This is a genomic window from Pseudomonas izuensis (assembly GCF_002356535.2).
Lineage (GTDB): Bacteria > Pseudomonadota > Gammaproteobacteria > Pseudomonadales > Pseudomonadaceae > Aquipseudomonas > Aquipseudomonas izuensis.
In genome coordinates, this window is record NZ_AP017423.2 from 4,570,966 (window position 1) to 4,589,240 (window position 18,275).

Below are 18,275 nucleotides of genomic sequence, written 5' to 3' on the forward strand. Positions count from 1 at the left end.
CCCACAGGCTTTGCGTCTAGCCCACGCTTTTTCAATCAACCCCGGTCTTTGCAGAAGCTGGCTTGCCAGCGAAAGCGGTCTGCCAGCCAACACTGATGTTGACCGTGCCGCCGTCTTCGCTGGCAAGCCAGCTCCCACAGGCTTTGCGTCTAGCCCACGCTTTTTCAATCAACCCCGGTCTTTGTAGGAGCTGGCTTGCCAGCGAAAGCGGTCTGCCAGCCAACACTGATGTTGACCGTGCCGCTGCCTTCGCTGGCAAGCCAGCTCCTACAGGGGGAATGCGTACATTCGTGAAAACAGGTCGGCTGTCAGGCCGCCTCGCGTTGCTTTGGCTTTTGACTTACTTGCCCCATCGAGAGGCCGAGTGGAGGTTCTGCGCAGTGGGCAACCCGGCATGGATGCCGGGTTAGCCGCCCCCGGCCATGGATGGCCGATGGCGGCGGGCCCACGGAGCAGGACCGGAAGGAGGGCATGCCGAGCCTAGGCGAGGCACCGAACGACAGGGGCAAGAGCCCTTGGTTACTTGGGGCTCTTCCAAGTGACTCGCCGTAAGGGCGAAACCCTAAGTGGCCGTTACCGCAGGAATGGATATGTACACCATCAAAAAATATGTCGCCTGACACAAAGTCTTCGCGAGCAGGCTCGCTCCCACAAGGGGATCGAGTACATCCGCGAGAATCAAGTCAGCTGTCAGGCAAGTCGAATCGCCGCACCGTCGCTCCCACATTTGAACTGGGTACACCTACGACAGCCAAGTCAGCTTGACCCGAAATCTGCACGTGCTCGGTGAGGTTCAAGACGGTATCTACAGATGTTTTCCACGCGCTTGTGTATAGGCCCGCTTCCGCGCCCGCATGGGATGACGCCACGCAAGCTGCAAACCGAGTCCGAACGAACGGCCAGCTTTCATAAAAAAAGGGAGGGCATCCAATGCCCTCCCCCCTCTGCTTACGCTCCCTGCGACTTTACTGATCAGGACCTCAAGTAGCCAGAATGAAGTCCGTGGCAGTGACGGTTGTTGCGTCGGCCACACCTACCAGGCGGATGGAGTCAGCGCCTCCGAAGCTGACCAGGGTATCCGCACCGACATCAGCGATGGTGACGCTGCCGGCAAAGGTCGCCGCCGTGATGTTGAACGCGGAAATATCGAGCCGGTCCTGGCCTCCCGCCGCGTTGGCATCGAAGCCGATGATCCGATCGGTCCCGAAGCCCGCTGCGAACAGGAAGACATCGTTGCCATTACTGGCATCCATGATGTCGTTGCCGGCACCGCCAGTGACCGTATCGTTGCCGGTACCGCCATCGATCTGGTCATTGCCGATGCCACCCAGCAATGTGTCGTTACCGACACCACCGAGCAGCGTGTCGTTGCCATCGCCACCCTGGAGCAGATCGTTACCGATACCGCCATCCAGGCTGTCATCCCCCAGCCCGCCGAGCAGCGTGTCGTCGCCTACCCCACCATTCAACGTATCATTCCCGTCACCGCCGTCGAGGCTGTCATCGCCAGTGCCGCCGTTCAGGGTATCGATGCCAATGCCACCGAACAGTTGGTCGTTACCGGCGTCACCATTGAGCGTGTCGTTACCGCCGTTGCCGGTGAGGATGTCATCGCCGTTGTCACCACTGAGGTTGTCATTGCCTGCCCCGCCGGTGATGACGTTGTTCACCAGGTTACCGTTGCCAATGAAGTTGCCAACGCCTGTGAAGGTCAGGTTCTCGACATTGGCAGCCAGCGTGTAGCTGGCCAGCGACGTCTGCGCAGTATCCGTACCGCCACCCGCCACCTCGACCACCACGTCCGCGGTTGTATCGACGATGTAGGTGTCGTTACCGGCGCCCCCTACCAACCGGTCAGCACCCGCACCGCCATTGAGGACGTCGTTGCCGACCCCGCCGGTGATGGTGTTGGCCAGCGCGTTACCGGTCCCGGTGAAGTTACCCGCACCGGTATAGGTCAGGTTCTCGACGTTGGCAGCGAGCAGGTAGCTGGCCAGGCTGGTTTGCACCAGATCGGTACCGCCACCCACCGCCTCGGTGACGGTGTCACCGACGTTGTCGACCACAAAGGTGTCGTTGCCGGCACCGCCATTCATGACATCCGCACCCAGCCCACCGTTGAGGATGTCGTTGCCGTCCCCGCCATTGAGGACGTCGTTACCGACCCCGCCGGTGAGGGTGTTGGCCAGCGCGTTACCGGTACCGGTGAAGTTACCGGCGCCGATATAGGTCAGGTTCTCGAGATTCGCACCCAGGGTGTAGCTGGCCAGCGCCGTCTGCACGGTATCCGTACCGCCACCCGCCCCCTCGACCACCACGTCCGCGGCGGTATCGACGACATAGGTGTCGTTGCCGACGCCCCCCACCAACTGGTCAGCCCCCGCACCGCCATCAAGGACGTCGTTACCGACCCCGCCGGTGATCGTGTTGGCCAGCGCATTACCGGTCCCGGTGAAGTTACCCGCGCCGGTATAGGTCAGGTTTTCGACGTTGGCAGCAAGCAGGTAGCTGGCCAGACTGGTTTGCACCAGATCGGTACCGCCACCCACCGCCTCGGTCACGGTGTCACCGACGTTGTCGACCACGAAGGTGTCGTTGCCGGCACCGCCATTCATGACATCCGCGCCCAGCCCGCCATTGAGGGTGTCGTTGCCGTCCCCGCCATTGAGAACGTCGTTACCGCTCCCGCCGGTGATGATGTTGTCCAGCGCATTACCGGTACCGGTGAAGTTAGCCGCACCGGTATAGGTCAGGTTCTCGACGTTGGCTCCGAGCACGTAGCTGGTAAGACTGGTTTGCACCAAATCGGTACCGCCACCCACCGCCTCGGTCACGGTGTCACCGACGTTGTCGACCACATAGGTGTCGTTACCGGCACCGCCATTCATGGCATCCGCGCCAAGCCCGCCGTTGAGGGTGTCGTTGCCGCCCCCGCCATTGAGGGTGTCGTTACCGCTCCCGCCGGTGAGGACGTTGTCCAGCGCATTACCGGTACCGGTGAAGCTGGCCGCACCGGTATAGGTCAGGTTCTCGACGTTGGCTCCGAGCACGTAGCTGGTCAGACTGGTTTGCACCAGATCGGTACCGCCACCCACTGCCTCGATGACGGTGTCACCGACGTTATCGACCACAAAGGTGTCATTGCCGGCACCGCCATTCATGGTATCCGCGCCGGTCCCACCGTTGAGGGTGTCGTTGCCGTCCTCGCCATTGAGGACGTCGTTGTCGTCCCCGCCGTTGAGAATGTCATTGCCGGTGCCGCCCAACAGCTGGTCAATACCGCCCAAGCCGTTGAGCGTATCGTTCCCGCCCAGGCCACTCAGCACATCGTTACCCGCGCCGCCCGTGAGGGTGTTCGGGCCACCGTCACCCGTCAGCACCACGCCAGGCGGTAGCACAACCGCCGCCGTCGCTGCAGAGGTCACCGACTCCAGCGTGCCGAAGCCATCGGTGTAGCGCACGATCACCCGCAGTTGCAGATTGTTCTGCGCCGACCCAGGGGTGAAGGTCGCAGCGGTCGCACCGTTGATGTCGGTGAAGGAAGCGCCGATACCTTGCTGCCATTGGAAGCTGAAGGTGCCCAGCCCATCGACATCAGCAATCCCGGCCGTCAGCGCGGTCAGCACCTGTCCTTGTTCCGGTGTCGTATCGCTGATCAGCAACGCGCCTGTCGGTGCATCGTTGACGTTGGCCACCGGATCCGAAGGGTCGGATGCAATGCTTTCGGCCACACCGAAGTTATCCACGTAACTGACCACCACACGCACCTGGTTGCCGACCTGAGCCTGACCCAGCGTGAAGGTGCTGCCGGTAGCGCCGGGGATGTTGACGAAGCTGACCCCGTTGGTCGCCTGCCACTGGTAGGTGAACTGCGGATTGCTGAGGCCATCGGCATCGACGATGCTCGATGTGTTAGCGGTCAACACCTGGTTCTGCGCCAAAAGCCCGGTGACGGTCGGCCCTGCGGTCGGTGCGCTGTTCCCCGCCGAGTCGACGATCTCCAGCGTGCCCTTGGCATCCTGATACACCGCCCGGACGCGGATGTTCAGACCTGCAACATCGTCCGCCACGCGGTAGGTGGTGCCGATCGCCCGCGATACCTCGCCGGCGGCGACAAAGGTGATGTCTTCAAAAACACCCGAGCCCGGAATGTTTTCCACCTGCCAGTAGTAAGCCACCGCACCGGTAACCGCACCGGTCGGATTGGCCCCACTCACGTTGTCCGCGTCGAATACAGCCTGATCGCTGACGCGCAGCAGTTGGCCGGCGACAGGCGTGTCATCACGCGTACCGGTGGCATCATCGAGGATTGCCAGATGCCCCGATGGGCCTGCGTTTTGGGCGGTGCCCACGCCGGACGACTGCGCAACGTCAGCGAACTGCAGACGCTCGATGCCCGTCAGGCGATCAACACCGTCACGCCCCGCCACCAGGTCGGTCACGATGACGGTATTGCCCTCGACCACGACGCTGTATTCCGACGCATTACCGGAGAACAGCGCAGTGTCGTATTTGTCTTCGCCGGTCAGAATCTCCCGCACGATGACCAGTTGGCCTGGGTTGTAGGTGCCGTTGAGCATGAAGGGCACCATCGGTTCCATGCTGTCGAAGGAGGCGATTTCCGGGCCAGTGCCATCCGCGTTCGCCCGTACGCTGATGCGTACGTTCAGCCACTTGTCACCGTCGATGATGTCGTCACCACCGCGACCTTCGATGAGGTCGCTGCCGCTGCCACCGAGGATGATGTTGCCGCCGTCGTAGAACGTCGCTCCGGCTGGCAGCAGATTCGCCAGGCCGTTGATCAGGCTGATGTTGGTCAGCACACTGCCGGTTGCCCCCGCGGTGGGTAGCGATGTCGCATCTCCGTTATCACCGCGCAGGAAGTCACCGTGTTTCGAACCCGACAAACCTTCCATGATGTCGAAACGCACCAGCGCCGAGGCCCCTGATCCCGGTACCGGCGGTACATCGAAAAAGCGATCGCTGTAATCGATGGTCACGCCCTGGGTGAGGTCCTTGAAGGTCGCCCAGTCATAGCCGGAGCCGCCGATATAGCGGTCACCGAAGCCGAGACTGCCGACCATGATGTCGTCGCCGCCTTCACCGTTGAACTTGTCGTTCTCGTTGCCGCCGATGAAGACATCGTTGCCGATCACCGGGTCGTTGCCGAGCGGGTCGAAGTTGTCGCCAGGCGCACCGTCCGAGGTGCCCTTCTCGATCCAGTCGTCGCCTTCGTTACCCATGTCCTGCTCGTTGGCCTTACTACCCAGGATGAAGTCGTTGCCCTGGCCACCAATGGCTTCGGAGGCGTCCTCACCGGTCACGATGAAGTCATTGCCGAACCCGCCAATGATCAGGTTGATGCCGTTGCCTCCGTGCAGCACGTCGTTGCCGTCGCCGCCCTGGATGTTATCGTCGCCGCCCATGTCAGTGATGATGTCGTCGCCGGCGCCACCACGCAGTTGGTCGTTGCCGTTACCCCCTTCGATGCGATCGTTGCCGGCATCGCCCCAGACAGTGTCATCGCCACCCCCGGAGACGAGGATGTCTTTGCCGTTGGTGCCGCCCATCACAATGTGCTCATCACCCGAGTACCGGATGTAGTTGGTGTCCGGCCCCACCGTCAGCGGGTTGTCGCGGAACACCACCTGATGATGGTTGTCGTCAAGCGGATCGGCGTTGCCCACGCCATCGTTGTACTGCTTGCTCTGGTCCACTTCCAGATAGAACGTCGGGTCCGAGAACACCAGGCCTGGCAAGTGCGTGGCCGAGGTGTTGGCCATGATCAGCTTGGCGAACGAGTTGCTTTCAAGTTCGGCATTCATCGACAGGCCAGAGGTACGTTCCAGGTAATAGAAGCGGTCGCCGTCCTGGAGTTTTTCCAGCTGGTTCTCGAACACGAAGTTGAAGGTCGTGCCGAGCATGCCGCCGAACGGCGTTTTCTCTTCCGCCAGGCCGCCGATCCAGAGATCGATGGCATCGACACCCGTGATCGTCACCCCCTTCAGGTCGTCGGCAGTCCCCAGCACCCCGTCTTTACCGGCCCGCGTTACGTTGGCCCATTCAGCACTGCCGTTGAGGAAGTCCAGGCGGTCCGCCGGCGCACCCGTGCCACCGAACACGAGCAACATGGCTGCATCGCGCTTGGCTTCCATCGTGGTCGCCGCGAGGATCGACTGATGCGTGCCATAGGCCGCAATGAAGTTGATCAACGACTCCGGATGCTTGAGGTGCTGCACCAGGTCGACCCAGCTGGTGTACGGCTTGAGTTGGGAATCACCGGTTTGGCTGTAGATGTCGCGGCGGATCGCATTGAGCGAGGGAATGCCCACGTCGCGGCCACGGGCGATGTTGAGCGCCGGCAGGTCCAGCGGCAGGCCCAGCAGGTTATTACGCAGCGCCTCGGTGACGAACTCATCGATTTCGTTACCGGCTTGCCGAGTCACCCCACGGATGATTGCACTGGTCGCATCCTCTGGCGTCAGCCCACTGGCGGCATACGCCAACGGGTTGAGGAACGCCGCAATCAAGCCGATTTGCTGATTGGGATTAGCGCTGTGCGGATCGCCCACCACGTTGTAATTGGCGTCGAAGCGATCAACGGTCTCGGTCAGCATCGAGTGGCCAAACCGGTACACGGTGTGGGCAAACTCGGCGACGATCGAGGCATCGAGGTCGACGTCATAGACCTGGGTCGGTGCGAAGAACAGGTCGACCCTGGGTTGGATGGTCCGTGCAAACTCCTCGAACACCAGGTGCTGATACTGCATCTCGGTGCCGAACTTGGCCGCCTGGAACAAGCGCTCGCCATTCCACACCAGCGCATCGATCTCCGCCTGGTTGACGGGCAGCGCGCTCACCGGATTGAGCAGCCACTCGTTGAGGAAGGCCACGTCATGCGAATCGAGCACAGTGTCCTTGGTCTGTGCGACAAGCCGATTGTGCTCGGCGTGGAAGATCGCATGCACCGCCGTCAGGCCGATGTTCTCGTTGACCCGTCCGTCGCCAGCGATGTAGTGCGCATCCAGCAACTCGTTGTCGTAGGTCAGGTTGGCCCCGGTCTGCGGGTTGAACGGCTGTGCGTTGCCGGTATCGTGATCGGCGTCAGGCGCGAGCACGCCACCGCTGAACACAGGTACGGCATTGTTGTTGATGTCGACGAGGAACTGGTGACCGGTGCGTACCGCATTGGCCAGGCTGATCGGGGCAAGCGGATTGCCTTCGACCAGGGTGTCATCCGCCGTGCCGGCGAGACCGTCAAGCCCCTTCATCACGACCATCGGGAAGCCGTGCGGCCCCTTGATGAAGTTGCCGTATGCGTCGGTCGCCAACAGTGGCGCGTTATCGACATCGGCATCGGTAAGGTGGATGCCCAGGACGTCGTTGGCCTGCGCCTTGACCACCTTCCAGGTCGCCATGCCACCGATCTCGGTGTCGTCTGCGGTGCCGTACTTGCCATCGGCGCCCAGGTCACGGTTGGTGATCAGCTTGCCGGTCGCGATGGGGCCGTGGTCAGTCAGCACATAACCGCGCAGGAATACCTGGTGCGATGGGTGCGAGCTGTAGGTCTGGTTCTGATCCACGAACGGCGTGGTGCTGTTGGTATGCTCATGAATGTCGTCGGCCGTGCCGAGCAAACCATCGGCCCCTGGCAGGTTGGTCGCGCGGGTCAGCACCATGAAGTTGGTGTGGCCGCCCGGCACATACAGCGGGTCATCCGGTTGCAGCGGGATGTAGACGGTGCCTGAACCGCCTTTGCTGACCAGGTCCAGACCATGGTCGAAGAACTGCCCGAAGAAGGTCATCCAGGCGTTGAACGGCGCGGACAATCCCGCATCCGCCGCGGTGTTCTCGAACAGGTACACATCGTGGTCGTCGGCAGTACCGAACTGACCATCCATGCCAGGGCTGGCGACTATCCGTACGCCATCCTTGAGCACGTCGTCGTTACCCGAACCCACCACGCCGAAGTCGAGATGACCGTTCGCACCCGGGTCGTAAGCCGTGGCATAGGCCGCCGGGTTGTGCGAGGTCTGGTCGACGATCAGGTTACTGATGGTGCGCGGCTGCGAGTCAAACACAGCACCGCTGTTCTGCGCATAGGACGACCCCGGGATGGCCGGCGAGCCGGGGCCGAAGAAGCCGGCAGGCGCACCTTCCGCCGGATTGAACACCGGATCGCTCAAGCGCGGGAAGGTGTTGTCGGCGGCACCATACTCAGTGTGGTTGTTGCCATTGAGGTTCATCAGGTTGTTGTTCGACCCGTCGACCGCACGCAGGCCCAACGGCGCGCGGATGTTCGGGATCAGCGAGAGGATGTCCTGTCCGGCCGCGTCCGCCTCGGCAATCTTGATCTGATCAAGAATGAAGTTGAGGTCGGAACGGACCATGTGCAGGCCTTCGCCACCCGCCGTGGCGTCGACTACAGGTACCGGCGCCGTTGGCACGACCGGTGCGCCGGGAGCCACCACGGCCGTCGGCTGCGAGAACACCACTTCAGTGGTGCCATGCCCATCCTGGTAGATCGCCTTGACCCGCAACGACAAACCGGCGAGGTCAGGAGAGACCTTGAACCGGGTACCGTCGGCACTTTGGAAGGCCAGGTCACCGGCCGGCAACAGGATGATGTCCTCGAAAACGCCGCTGCCTGGATTGGCCTCGAACTGCCAGTAGTAGGACACCGAGGAATTGTTGATCGAACCCAGTGGATTGCCCGCCGCAATGTTGTTGGCATCGGTCACCCCGGCCACGCTGACGATCAGCGTGTCGCCCACCGTGATCGCTCCGCCGTTTCCATCGGTGATGGTCGGACTGCCCACCGGTTCTGCGTTCAGCCCCGGCACCAGCACTTTCTGGGAATCGGCGAACTGGAGGCGTTCGATATGCAGCAGGGTATCGGTGCCGTCGCGAGCCGCGACGGTATCGGCCACCGTCCAGACGTCGTCCGACAGATCGGCCGTGCCACGGGTGTCCTGGGTCACCACGTACTCGGACTGGCGCCCGGAAAAAATCGCGGTGTCGAAGGCGTTCCCGCCTGTCGAGGTACCGGGCAGGATTTCCCGCACGGCCTTGAGCTGACCCGGGTTATAGGTGCGGTCCAGCATGAACGGAATCATGTCGACCATGCTGTCGAAGCTGGCGATCTCGGGGCCGGTATGGTTGACATCACCCGGGGCATACACCGCAATCCTGACGTTGATCCATTTGTCGCCGTCGATCAGATCATCGCCACCGCGGCCTTCGATCAGGTCACTGCCATTGCCACCGAGGATGATGTTTCCGGTGGCAAAGCCGGTGGTCGGCAGGCCGGCATCGGCCAGGAACTGCGCCAGTCCGTGGATCAATGCCACATTGGTCAGCGCACTGCCCGTGGCCCCCCCGTGGTTGACGATAGTGACAGCATCCACATCGTCGCCCTTGAGCACATCACCGTATTTCGAACCGGACAAGCCTTCGACCTCGGCAAAGCGGTCGAGGATCGAGGCCGGCGAGGCACCGACCGGATTGAACACCCCGGCGTTCTGGTTTGGCGCGTTGCCGTGTGGCTGTGCCAGTGCGGCCAGGCTCAGGTCAACGGTCACGCCGACCTTGTCATTTTTGTAGGTCACCCAGTCGAAACCGGACATGCCGTCCATCTTGTCCTGGGCATCGCTGCCGACAAAGATGTCATCGCCGCCCTCGCCGATCATTTCGTCGAAGCCACCGCCACCGATAAAGATGTCGTTGCCGATCACATCGTCATTGAGCAACGGCGAGAAGTTATCGCCAGGTGCACCGTCCTGGGTGCCCTTCTCGATCCAGTCATCGCCTTCGTTGCCGGTCGGTGGCAGGTTGGTCTTGGCACCGAGGATGAAGTCGTCGCCCTGGCCGCCGAAGGTGGTAGTGATGTCTTCGGTGGTGACGATAAAGTCCTGACCATCGCCGCCGAGGATCAGGTTGCCGGCCGCCAGCATGCTGCCGGCGATGATCACGTCGTTGCCGGCATTGCCTTCCAGGCGGTTGTCGCCGAACGAGTCGGTGATGATGTCATCGCCCGCGCCACCGAGTACCGCATCGTTCCCGGCACCGCCTTCGAGAATGTCGTTGCCGCCATCGCCATAAATGGTGTCATCGCCGTCACCGGAAATGATGATGTCGTTGCCGGCGGTACCACCCAGCACAACATGGTCTTCACCGGTGTACTGCAGATAATTGCTGTCTGCACCAGGCGTGTTGGGGTTGTCGCGGATCACCAGCGGCACGATTTCCACGCCGTTGATCATGATGCCGCCCGTCGGGTCGGCGTTACCGTGCGCGCCCAGGCCCGTGAACTGATTGGCCTGATTCACTTCGAGGGTGAACGTGGGCGTCAGGAACACGGTGTTCGACAGGTGGGTGACATCGCTGTTGAGCATGATCAACTTGGCAAAGGAGTTGTTCTCCAGCTCCGTGCCGAAGTTCAGGCCCGCGGTACGCGACAGGTAATAGAAGCGGTCGCCGTTCTGCAACGCTTCCAGTTGGGTTTCAAACACGAAGTTGAAGGTCGAGCCGAGCATGCCGCCGAACGGCATTTTCTGCTCGGCGAGGCCACCGACCCAGAAGTCGATGTCGTCCACACCGGTGGTGGTGACGCCATTGACCATGGCGTAGATGCCCCTACTGTTCAGAAAGTCCAGGCGATCTGCTTCAGTGGCGGTAAAGGTACGTTCATCGGCAGTGCCGACGTTGATCACCGCGCTGCCGCCAAACACCAGGGCAGCGGCGACCGCACGCATCTCGACCAGCGTATCCACATCGGCCGCCGTCAATGCCCCGTGGGTGCCGAAGGCCGCGATGAAGTTGACCAGCGACTCGGGATGCTTGAGGTGGTCCACCAAGTCAGCCCAACTGATGTACGGCTTGAGTTGGCTGTCGCCGGTGGCTGCGTACATCTCACGGCGCGCTTCGTTCAAGGTAGGGATGCCGGTGTCGCGACCGCGCGCCAGGTTCAGCGCCGGCAAATCGAGCGGCAGGCCGAGCAGATTGTTGCGCAGCGCTTCGGTGACGAACTCGTCGATCTCGTTGCCGAGTTGGCGGGTGACACCGCGAATGATCGCCCCGGCCGCTTCGTCCGCAGTCGCCCCGCTGCCGGCGAACGCCAGCGGGTTGAGGAAGGCCGCGATCAGGCCGAGTTGCGAGTCCGGGTTGTTCGGGTCTGTGAGGAGCGGATTGAACTCGGGGTCGAAGCGATCGACCGTCTCGGTCAGCATCGAGTGACCGAACCGATACACCACATGAGCAAACTCGGCGAGGATGGCCGGGTTGATCGAGGTGTCATAACCGTTGGGGGCCAGGAATCCGTCGACCTGCGGTTGAACGGTCCGCGCGAACTCTTCGAACACCAGGTGCTGGTACTGCATCTCGGTACCGAACTTGGCGGCCTGGAACAGCCGTTCGCCATCCCACACCAACGCGGCGATACCGGCAGGTGTGGTCGGTATCGCGGCCACGTCGTCCACCAGCCATTCATTAAGGAAGGCCAGGTCGCCGGCGGCCAGAATGGTGTCCTTCGATTGCTGGACCAGGCGGTTGTGCTCGGAGTGGAACACATGGTGCACGGTGGTCAGGCCGATGTTCTCGTTCACCCGGCCGTCACCGGCAATGTAGTGGGCGTCGAGCAGTTCGTTGTCATAGGTCAGGTTGTTGCCACCTGCGTCAACGGCCTGCGCATTGCCGATATCGGTGTCGCCATCCGCCTGCAGAACCCCTCCGACGATGACCGGTGCGGCATTGTGGGCGATGTCGTCGAGGAAACCATGCCCGGTGCTCACGGCGTTGGCCAGGCTGATCGGAGCATCCCGATTGCCTTCGATCAGTTGAGTAACGTCATCAGCGGTCCCGGCAATCCCGTCAGCACCGTTACTGAAGCGCATCACCACTTGAGGCATGCCGCTCGGGCCCCGGATGAAGTTGCCATACGCATCGGTGGCCAGCAGCGGCACGTTGTGCACATCGGCGTCGGTCAGGTTGATACCGAGAATGTCACGGGCCTGGGCCTTGACCACTGCCCAGGTCGCCATGCCGCCGTTTTCGCCGTTGCCATCATCGGCGGTGCCGAACTTGCCATCAGCGCCGAGATCGCGATTGGTAATCAAGCGCCCCGTTGCCACAGGGTCACCGGCCGCGTTGAGGACGTACTCGCGCAGGAATACCTGGTGCGAAGGGTGTGAGCTGTAAGTCTGGCTTTGGTCTACAAACGGCGAGGTGGTGTTGAGCTGGCCATCATCGGCAGTGCCGAGTTGCCCATCCGCGCCAGGGGTATGCACGGCGCGTGGCAGCACCATGAAGTTGGTATGGCCGCCCGGTACGTACAAAGGATCGTCCGGTTGCAGCGGAATAAACACGACATCGGTACTGCTCTTGGTGACCAGGTCCAGGCCATGGTCAAAGAACTGGCCGAAAAAGGTCATCCACGAGTTGAAGCCGGCGGTCAGGCCGACGTCCGGCGACACGTTGGGGATGAAAAACACTTCCTTGTCATCGGCCGTGCCGAACACCCCATCCAAGCCGGGGCTGATCACCGGATCGGCACCGCCGTTCGCCGCGACCGCAGCCGGGTTGTGGGCGGTCTGGTCGACGATCAGGTTGCTGATAATCCGTGGCTGCGGGTCGACCACATTCCCTGACGCTGCATAGGCCGCCCGATACTGGGCATCAAGCAAGCGCAGGAAGGAGTTGTCCGAGGCGCCAAACTCACTTTGCCCGGCGACCAGGTTGTTGTAGCTGCCATCGACGGTTCGCAGACCGAAAGGCACCTGACTGTTGGGTAGCAAATCAATGAGGCTGGCGCCGTTGGCATGCGCTTCTGCAATGAAGATTTGCTTGAGGATGAATTCCAGGTCCGACTTGTTGAAATTGGCCATTTTACATTGTCCTCGATCTATCTGGGGGTAAGGCGCGGGACGACAGAATCCGCCCGCGCCCAGTCAGGTGCTGACTTGCGCAGTGTGTTGATTCAGTTTTTTGGCGAGAGCAGGCGTGGATCAGGCAAAGCCGTCACCTGGCGCCCGGTAATGCGCGCCTGGAATTCGCAAAAGGAATGGCTCGCTGAGCGATTAGGCAGAGCGATGCCAGGCTGTCGGTGGGCCATGGCATCTGGAGGTCGAGGCGAACCTCCTGTACAGCTCCGTCACTCTGCAAAAGAACGCAATGATCGACATGTTTTGCTCCTTCAGGAGTCAACGTGCCTTGCATTGCCAAAGTGATGGCGGGCTTCAGGCGGGCGACCCTCCCCCATGACTAAAGTTCCATTGCAATTGACTGTCAATATTACGCCGTAAAAGCAGACGACCGGCATCAGACATGCCAACTAACTGTTATTTAACGATATATAGATTTTCTTAAGCACAGCTAGTGCGAAATGTTATTTGAAACTGTATCGCTAGAGAAACAAACGCCACCTACGCTCCTGCATGTGGAAGCACGGCAGAATTCGGGACTGGCCCAGAGAGCTACAGCTTGTGCCGACGAGCCGCCTACACAACTACATATTGTTAGCCAACTATGTGAACTGGCAGCTGTGGCGCCGCAAGGGGCCATCGGCTTTTCGGTGGGGGACTACCAAAATGCACAAGCAGTCGAGCACCCGCTCCGAACTCGCCGACGCGATCTTTCGCCTGCGTCGCAGTTTTTACTCGCTGGCAGGGTTCAGTGGCGTGATCAATGTCATGATGTTGACGCCAGCCGTTTATATGCTGCAGGTCTATGATCGGGCCCTGGTCAGCCGCAACGTCACGACTTTGACGATGTTGACCGTGCTGGTGATAGGGCTGTTCCTGCTGATGTCCACGCTGGAATTGGTCCGCACCCGCGTGCTGATCCGGGTCGGCAACTGCCTCGACATGGACCTCAACCGACGCATCTTCACCGCCGCATTCGAACGCAACCTGAGCCGTGCCGGAGGTAATCCGGCCCAGGCCCTGCAAGATCTCGCGCAGGTTCGTCAGTTCCTCACCGGCAATGCCCTGTTCGCCTTCTTCGATGCCCCGTGGACACCGATCTACCTGTTGGTCGCCTACCTGATCCACCCGCTGCTCGGACTGGTGACGCTGATCGGTTCGCTGATACTGATGGGCCTGGCTTATCTCACCGAAAAGGCCACGCAGAAGCCGCTGGCCGAAGCCAATCAGGCCGCCCTCTCCTCCGCCCAATACGCCAACAACAACCTGCGCAACGCCGAGGTCATCGAGGCCATGGGCATGCTGCCGTCGATCAGCAAGCGCTGGTTCCAAAGCCATTTGCGCATTCTGGAAATGCAGACCCTGGCTTCCGACCGCGCCGCCTTGATCAGCAGCACCGGACGCTTCGTGCGCATCACGTTGCAGTCGCTGATCCTTGGCGCCGGCGCGCTGCTGGCCATCGAAGGCAAGATCACCCCGGGAATGATGATCGCCTGCTCGATCCTCACCGGCCGTGCGCTGGGCCCGGTGGAACAGGTCATCGCGTCGTGGAAGCAATTGCTCGGTTGCCGTTCGGCCTGGGGCCGGCTCAACGAGATGTTGCATGACTATCCACGCCGGCCACCGAGCATGTCGCTGCAGCGCCCCTTGGGCATGCTGGCGGTGGAGAACGTATTTGCCGGTGCCCCCGGCACCAACAACACGATTCTGCGCGGGGTGAGCTTCAGCCTCCTCCCGGGCGAAAGCCTTGGCGTCATCGGCCCATCCGCCTCGGGCAAATCCACCCTCGCCCGCCTGCTGGTCGGCGTCTGGCCGGCGCAGGCCGGCAAGGTGCGCCTGGACGGCGCGGACATATTCACCTGGAACAAGGGCGAGCTTGGCCCCTGGCTCGGCTACCTGCCACAGGACGTGGAACTGTTCGAAGGCAGCATCGCCGACAACATTGCGCGCTTTGGCGAAGTGGACAGCGACGCGGTCATCCGTGCGGCCAGGAGCACTGGCGTGCACGAGATGATCCTGCGTTTCCCGCAAGGTTATGACACGCGCCTGGGCACCGATGGCAGCCCGCTTTCCGGTGGCCAGAAGCAACGCATCGCCCTGGCCCGCGCCCTGTACGGCGAACCCAATCTGATCGTGCTGGATGAACCGAACGCCAACCTCGACGACGTCGGTGAAAAGGCCCTGGTCGATGCGTTGGCCGAACTCAAGGGCCGTGGCGCTACCGTCATTCTGATTTCCCACCGTCCCAACGTACTTTGCGCCGTCGACAAGGTGCTGATGCTGCGCGACGGCGGTGTGCAGATGCTCGGCACGCGCGATGAAGTATTCGCAGCGCTGCGCAAGGCCAGTGTGATACCTGCAGGCGCACCGACTCCGCTGACCTCCGTCAAAGCACGGGAGTGACCGATCATGCAAATGAGCCAACACACCGAGATGATTCAGAACGATCCCAGGAGCGTGGTAGACCTGGACGTCGGCAAACCCGCGCGATGGGGCGTGTGGCTGGTGCTCGCCGGCTTCGGCGGTTTCCTCCTGTGGTCCTGGCTGGCGCCGCTGGATGCCGGCGTGGTCGCGACCGGCACGGTGAAAGTCACCAGCAATCGCAAAGCCGTGCAGCATCTGAGCGGCGGCACCGTGGAGGCCATACTCGTTCGCGAAGGCGATGTGGTGAAGAAAGGCCAGGAGGTGGTCCGCCTCGACTCGTTGCGCGCCGCTGCCGAACAGGGTGCGGTCGGCGCCCAGTACATCGTCAGCAAGACGGTGGAAAACCGCCTGGAAGCGGAACGTGACGACCGCGATGTGGTGAACTTCGATCCCGAGCTGGTCAAGCGCTTCGGCGATGACCACCGCCTGCTGGCCGCCATGGACCTGCAACAGCGCCTGCTGGATACCCGGCGCGCCGGCCTCGCGGGCGAAATCAGCATCCTGCAGGAAAACCTGGCGGCGTCGCAGGTGCAGCTCAAGGGGCTGCAACAGGTCTATGGCGCCCGCGCCTCGCAGATCAACTTCCTCAACCAGGAACTGCAAGGCACCCGCGTACTGGCGGCTGAAGGCTATGTGCCGCGCAACCGCCTGCTGGAGCTGGAACGCAGCAACGCCGACCTCTCCGCCGGCCAGGCCGAGAACCTCAACAACATCGCTCGCGTGCGCAGCCAGACCACTGAAATCAAGTTGCGCATCCTGCAACGCCAGCACGATTACCTGAAGGAAGTCGAATCGCAGCTGACCGACACCGCCAAGGAAAACACCACCCTGGCCGACCGCTTGCGCGCGCTGGACTATGAAGTGACCCACACGGTGATTCGATCGCCCATCGATGGCATGGTCCAGTCACTGAGCATTGCCACCGTCGGCGGGATCATTCAGCCGGGCTTCAAGATCATGGAAATCGTTCCGGTCAACGAACCGCTGCAGGTGGACGCGATGATTCCCGTGCAGGCCATCGACAAGATGGTTCCCGGACTGGATGTGGACATTGCCTTTCCGGCCTTCAACCATGCCCAGACACCCAATATCCCCGGCCGCGTGAAGACCATCTCCGCCGACCGCCTGCTCGACGAGGAAAGCAAGCAACCGTTCTACCTGGCTCAGGTTGAAGTCACGCCCGATGGCATGAACCTGCTGGGCAGCAATCACATTCGCCCGGGCATGCCCGCCAGCGTCACCATCAAGACCGGCGAGCGCAACATGATGAGCTACCTGCTCAAACCAATGCTCGACCGCGTGGACAGCGCCTTCAAGGAACAATGAAATGGACCGTCATTGCCTGTTCTTCTGCCTGCTGGGGCTGAGCCTGCCGGCCGGCGCCATGGACCTCAAACAAGCCTGGGACCTGTTGCAGTACCAAGGCCCCATCTACCGCGCCGCCGTGCATGAAAAAGAGGCCGGCGGGGAAAACCGCGCCATCGGCAAGGCCGGCCTGCTGCCGCAGATCAGTGCCTCGGCCTACGACAACAAGGTCAATGGCACCCAACACCAGAACGGCATCGACAGGGATCTGGACTATGACTCCAAGGGCGCCAACGTGCGCCTGCGCCAGCCGCTGTTCAACAAACAGAAAATGGCCGAATACCGCCAGGGCCAGCAGCGAGCCGACTACAGCGTCGCGGTGTTCGATGCCAAGAGTCAGGACGCCGCGGTGCGCCTGGCCGAAAGCTATTTCGACGTGCTCCTGGCCAGCGAAACCATCGTCCTGGCCAAGTCCAAGCTCAACGCCTTCGAAGAACAACTCGCCTCGGCAAAACGGCGCATGGAACTGGGTGCCGGCACGGTCACCGACATCGATGAGTCGGCCGCTCGCCGCGACCTCGCCGAGGCCGAACTGATCGAAGCCCAGGACAACCTGATCAACGCGCGCCGCAAGCTGGAGGAATACATCGGTGAAACACCCGAATCCCTGACCACCTTGCAGCCGAACTTCGATACACCTCCGCTGCTGCCGAGCAACCTGCAGGACTGGTTGGTCAAGGCCCAGACCGATAGCCCGCTGATCCATGCGCGCCGATATAGCCGCGACCTCGCCGAAGAAGAAGTCAATCGCGCCAAAGCCGGCCACTGGCCAACCCTGGATTTCGTTGCCGGCTACACCGCGGGCGATAGCCAATCAATCTCCGAATTGAATCAACGCAACCGCTACGGCTCGATCGGGCTGGAAGTCAACATCCCGCTGTTCAGCGGTGGCGGCGTCAGCGCACTGACACGCCAGGCCAGCGCCAACAGCGAGAAGGCCACGGACGAACTCGACGCCACACGACAGGAAGTCATCTCCGGAACCACCCGTGAGTATCACGGTGTACAGAGCGGCGCCAAACGCGTTCGCGCACTGGAGAAGGCAGTAGCGTCCAACGAACGTTCACTGATTTCGACACGCAAGGGCTTCAAGGAGGGAGGCACCAGTACCAATTCGGACGTCCTCAACGCCGAAGAGTTGCTCTTCGTTGCGCGCCACGATCTGTTCGAGGCCAAGTTGCGCTACCTGATGTCACGCCTGCGCCTGGCCTCTTCGGTGGGCAGCCTGGGCGATGACGATATCGACCAGATCAACGATTACCTTGGACCGGAGCTGCTGGTCACCAACTAACGATCACCTGCCAGCCGGTCGAGCCAAATGATGGCTGACCGGCGTTCCTCCCTCAGGGTAAATGTCTTTGATAGTTACCAAAGCCCTGTCACATCCGTGACATTTTCAACCCTCACCGCGGACCAGCGAAGCAACTGGTTCGCGGCGCGCTCGGCATGCTTTCCCCCCAATTCCCGGCCGTCTGGCAACACCCACCAATGCAGAAATATCCTGTCAAAAGCGGTCGGTTTAACGGGGCTGCCACTCCCCCAAAAATGGGCGACCACACCCACTCAGCC

4 protein-coding genes are annotated in these 18,275 nt (G+C 61.7%); 3 read left to right on the top strand and 1 reads right to left on the bottom strand.

The genetic code is table 11. The annotated features are described in order from the left end of the window. Window positions 1-980: 980 nt before the first annotated feature. Entirely contained in the window at window positions 981-12,881 is an 11,901-nt protein-coding gene (locus LAB08_RS20165; protein WP_096510041.1) for a peroxidase family protein, read from the bottom strand. 702 nt (window positions 12,882-13,583) lie between these two features. Here LAB08_RS20165 and LAB08_RS20170 point away from each other — a divergent pair. From LAB08_RS20170 to LAB08_RS20180, 3 genes are read left to right on the top strand one after another with little or no spacing between them, the layout of a single operon-like run. Continuing rightward, the gene (locus LAB08_RS20170; RefSeq protein ID WP_096510040.1) at window positions 13,584-15,320 is read left to right on the top strand and encodes a type I secretion system permease/ATPase; all 1,737 of its coding nucleotides are present in this window, start codon (window positions 13,584-13,586) and stop codon (window positions 15,318-15,320) included. 6 nt (window positions 15,321-15,326) lie between these two features. Beyond that, window positions 15,327-16,667: an HlyD family type I secretion periplasmic adaptor subunit gene (locus tag LAB08_RS20175; RefSeq protein WP_096510039.1), complete on the top strand. Its 1,341-nt coding sequence runs from the start codon at window positions 15,327-15,329 to the stop codon at window positions 16,665-16,667. A 1-nt stretch (window position 16,668) separates the two neighbouring features. Further along, window positions 16,669-17,997 (top strand): TolC family outer membrane protein, encoded by a 1,329-nt coding sequence (locus LAB08_RS20180; protein WP_096510038.1) that lies wholly within the window; start codon window positions 16,669-16,671, stop codon window positions 17,995-17,997. Window positions 17,998-18,275: the final 278 nt, after the last annotated feature.

Bases quoted from the DNA above. Each gene is read 5' to 3' on its own strand.
- LAB08_RS20180 (WP_096510038.1), top strand. From the start codon at position 16,669: ATGGACCGTCATTGCCTGTTCTTCTGCCTGCTGGGGCTGAGCCTGCCG.
- LAB08_RS20175 (WP_096510039.1), top strand. From the start codon at position 15,327: ATGCAAATGAGCCAACACACCGAGATGATTCAGAACGATCCCAGGAGC.
- LAB08_RS20165 (WP_096510041.1), bottom strand. From the start codon at position 12,881: ATGGCCAATTTCAACAAGTCGGACCTGGAATTCATCCTCAAGCAAATC.
- LAB08_RS20170 (WP_096510040.1), top strand. From the start codon at position 13,584: ATGCACAAGCAGTCGAGCACCCGCTCCGAACTCGCCGACGCGATCTTT.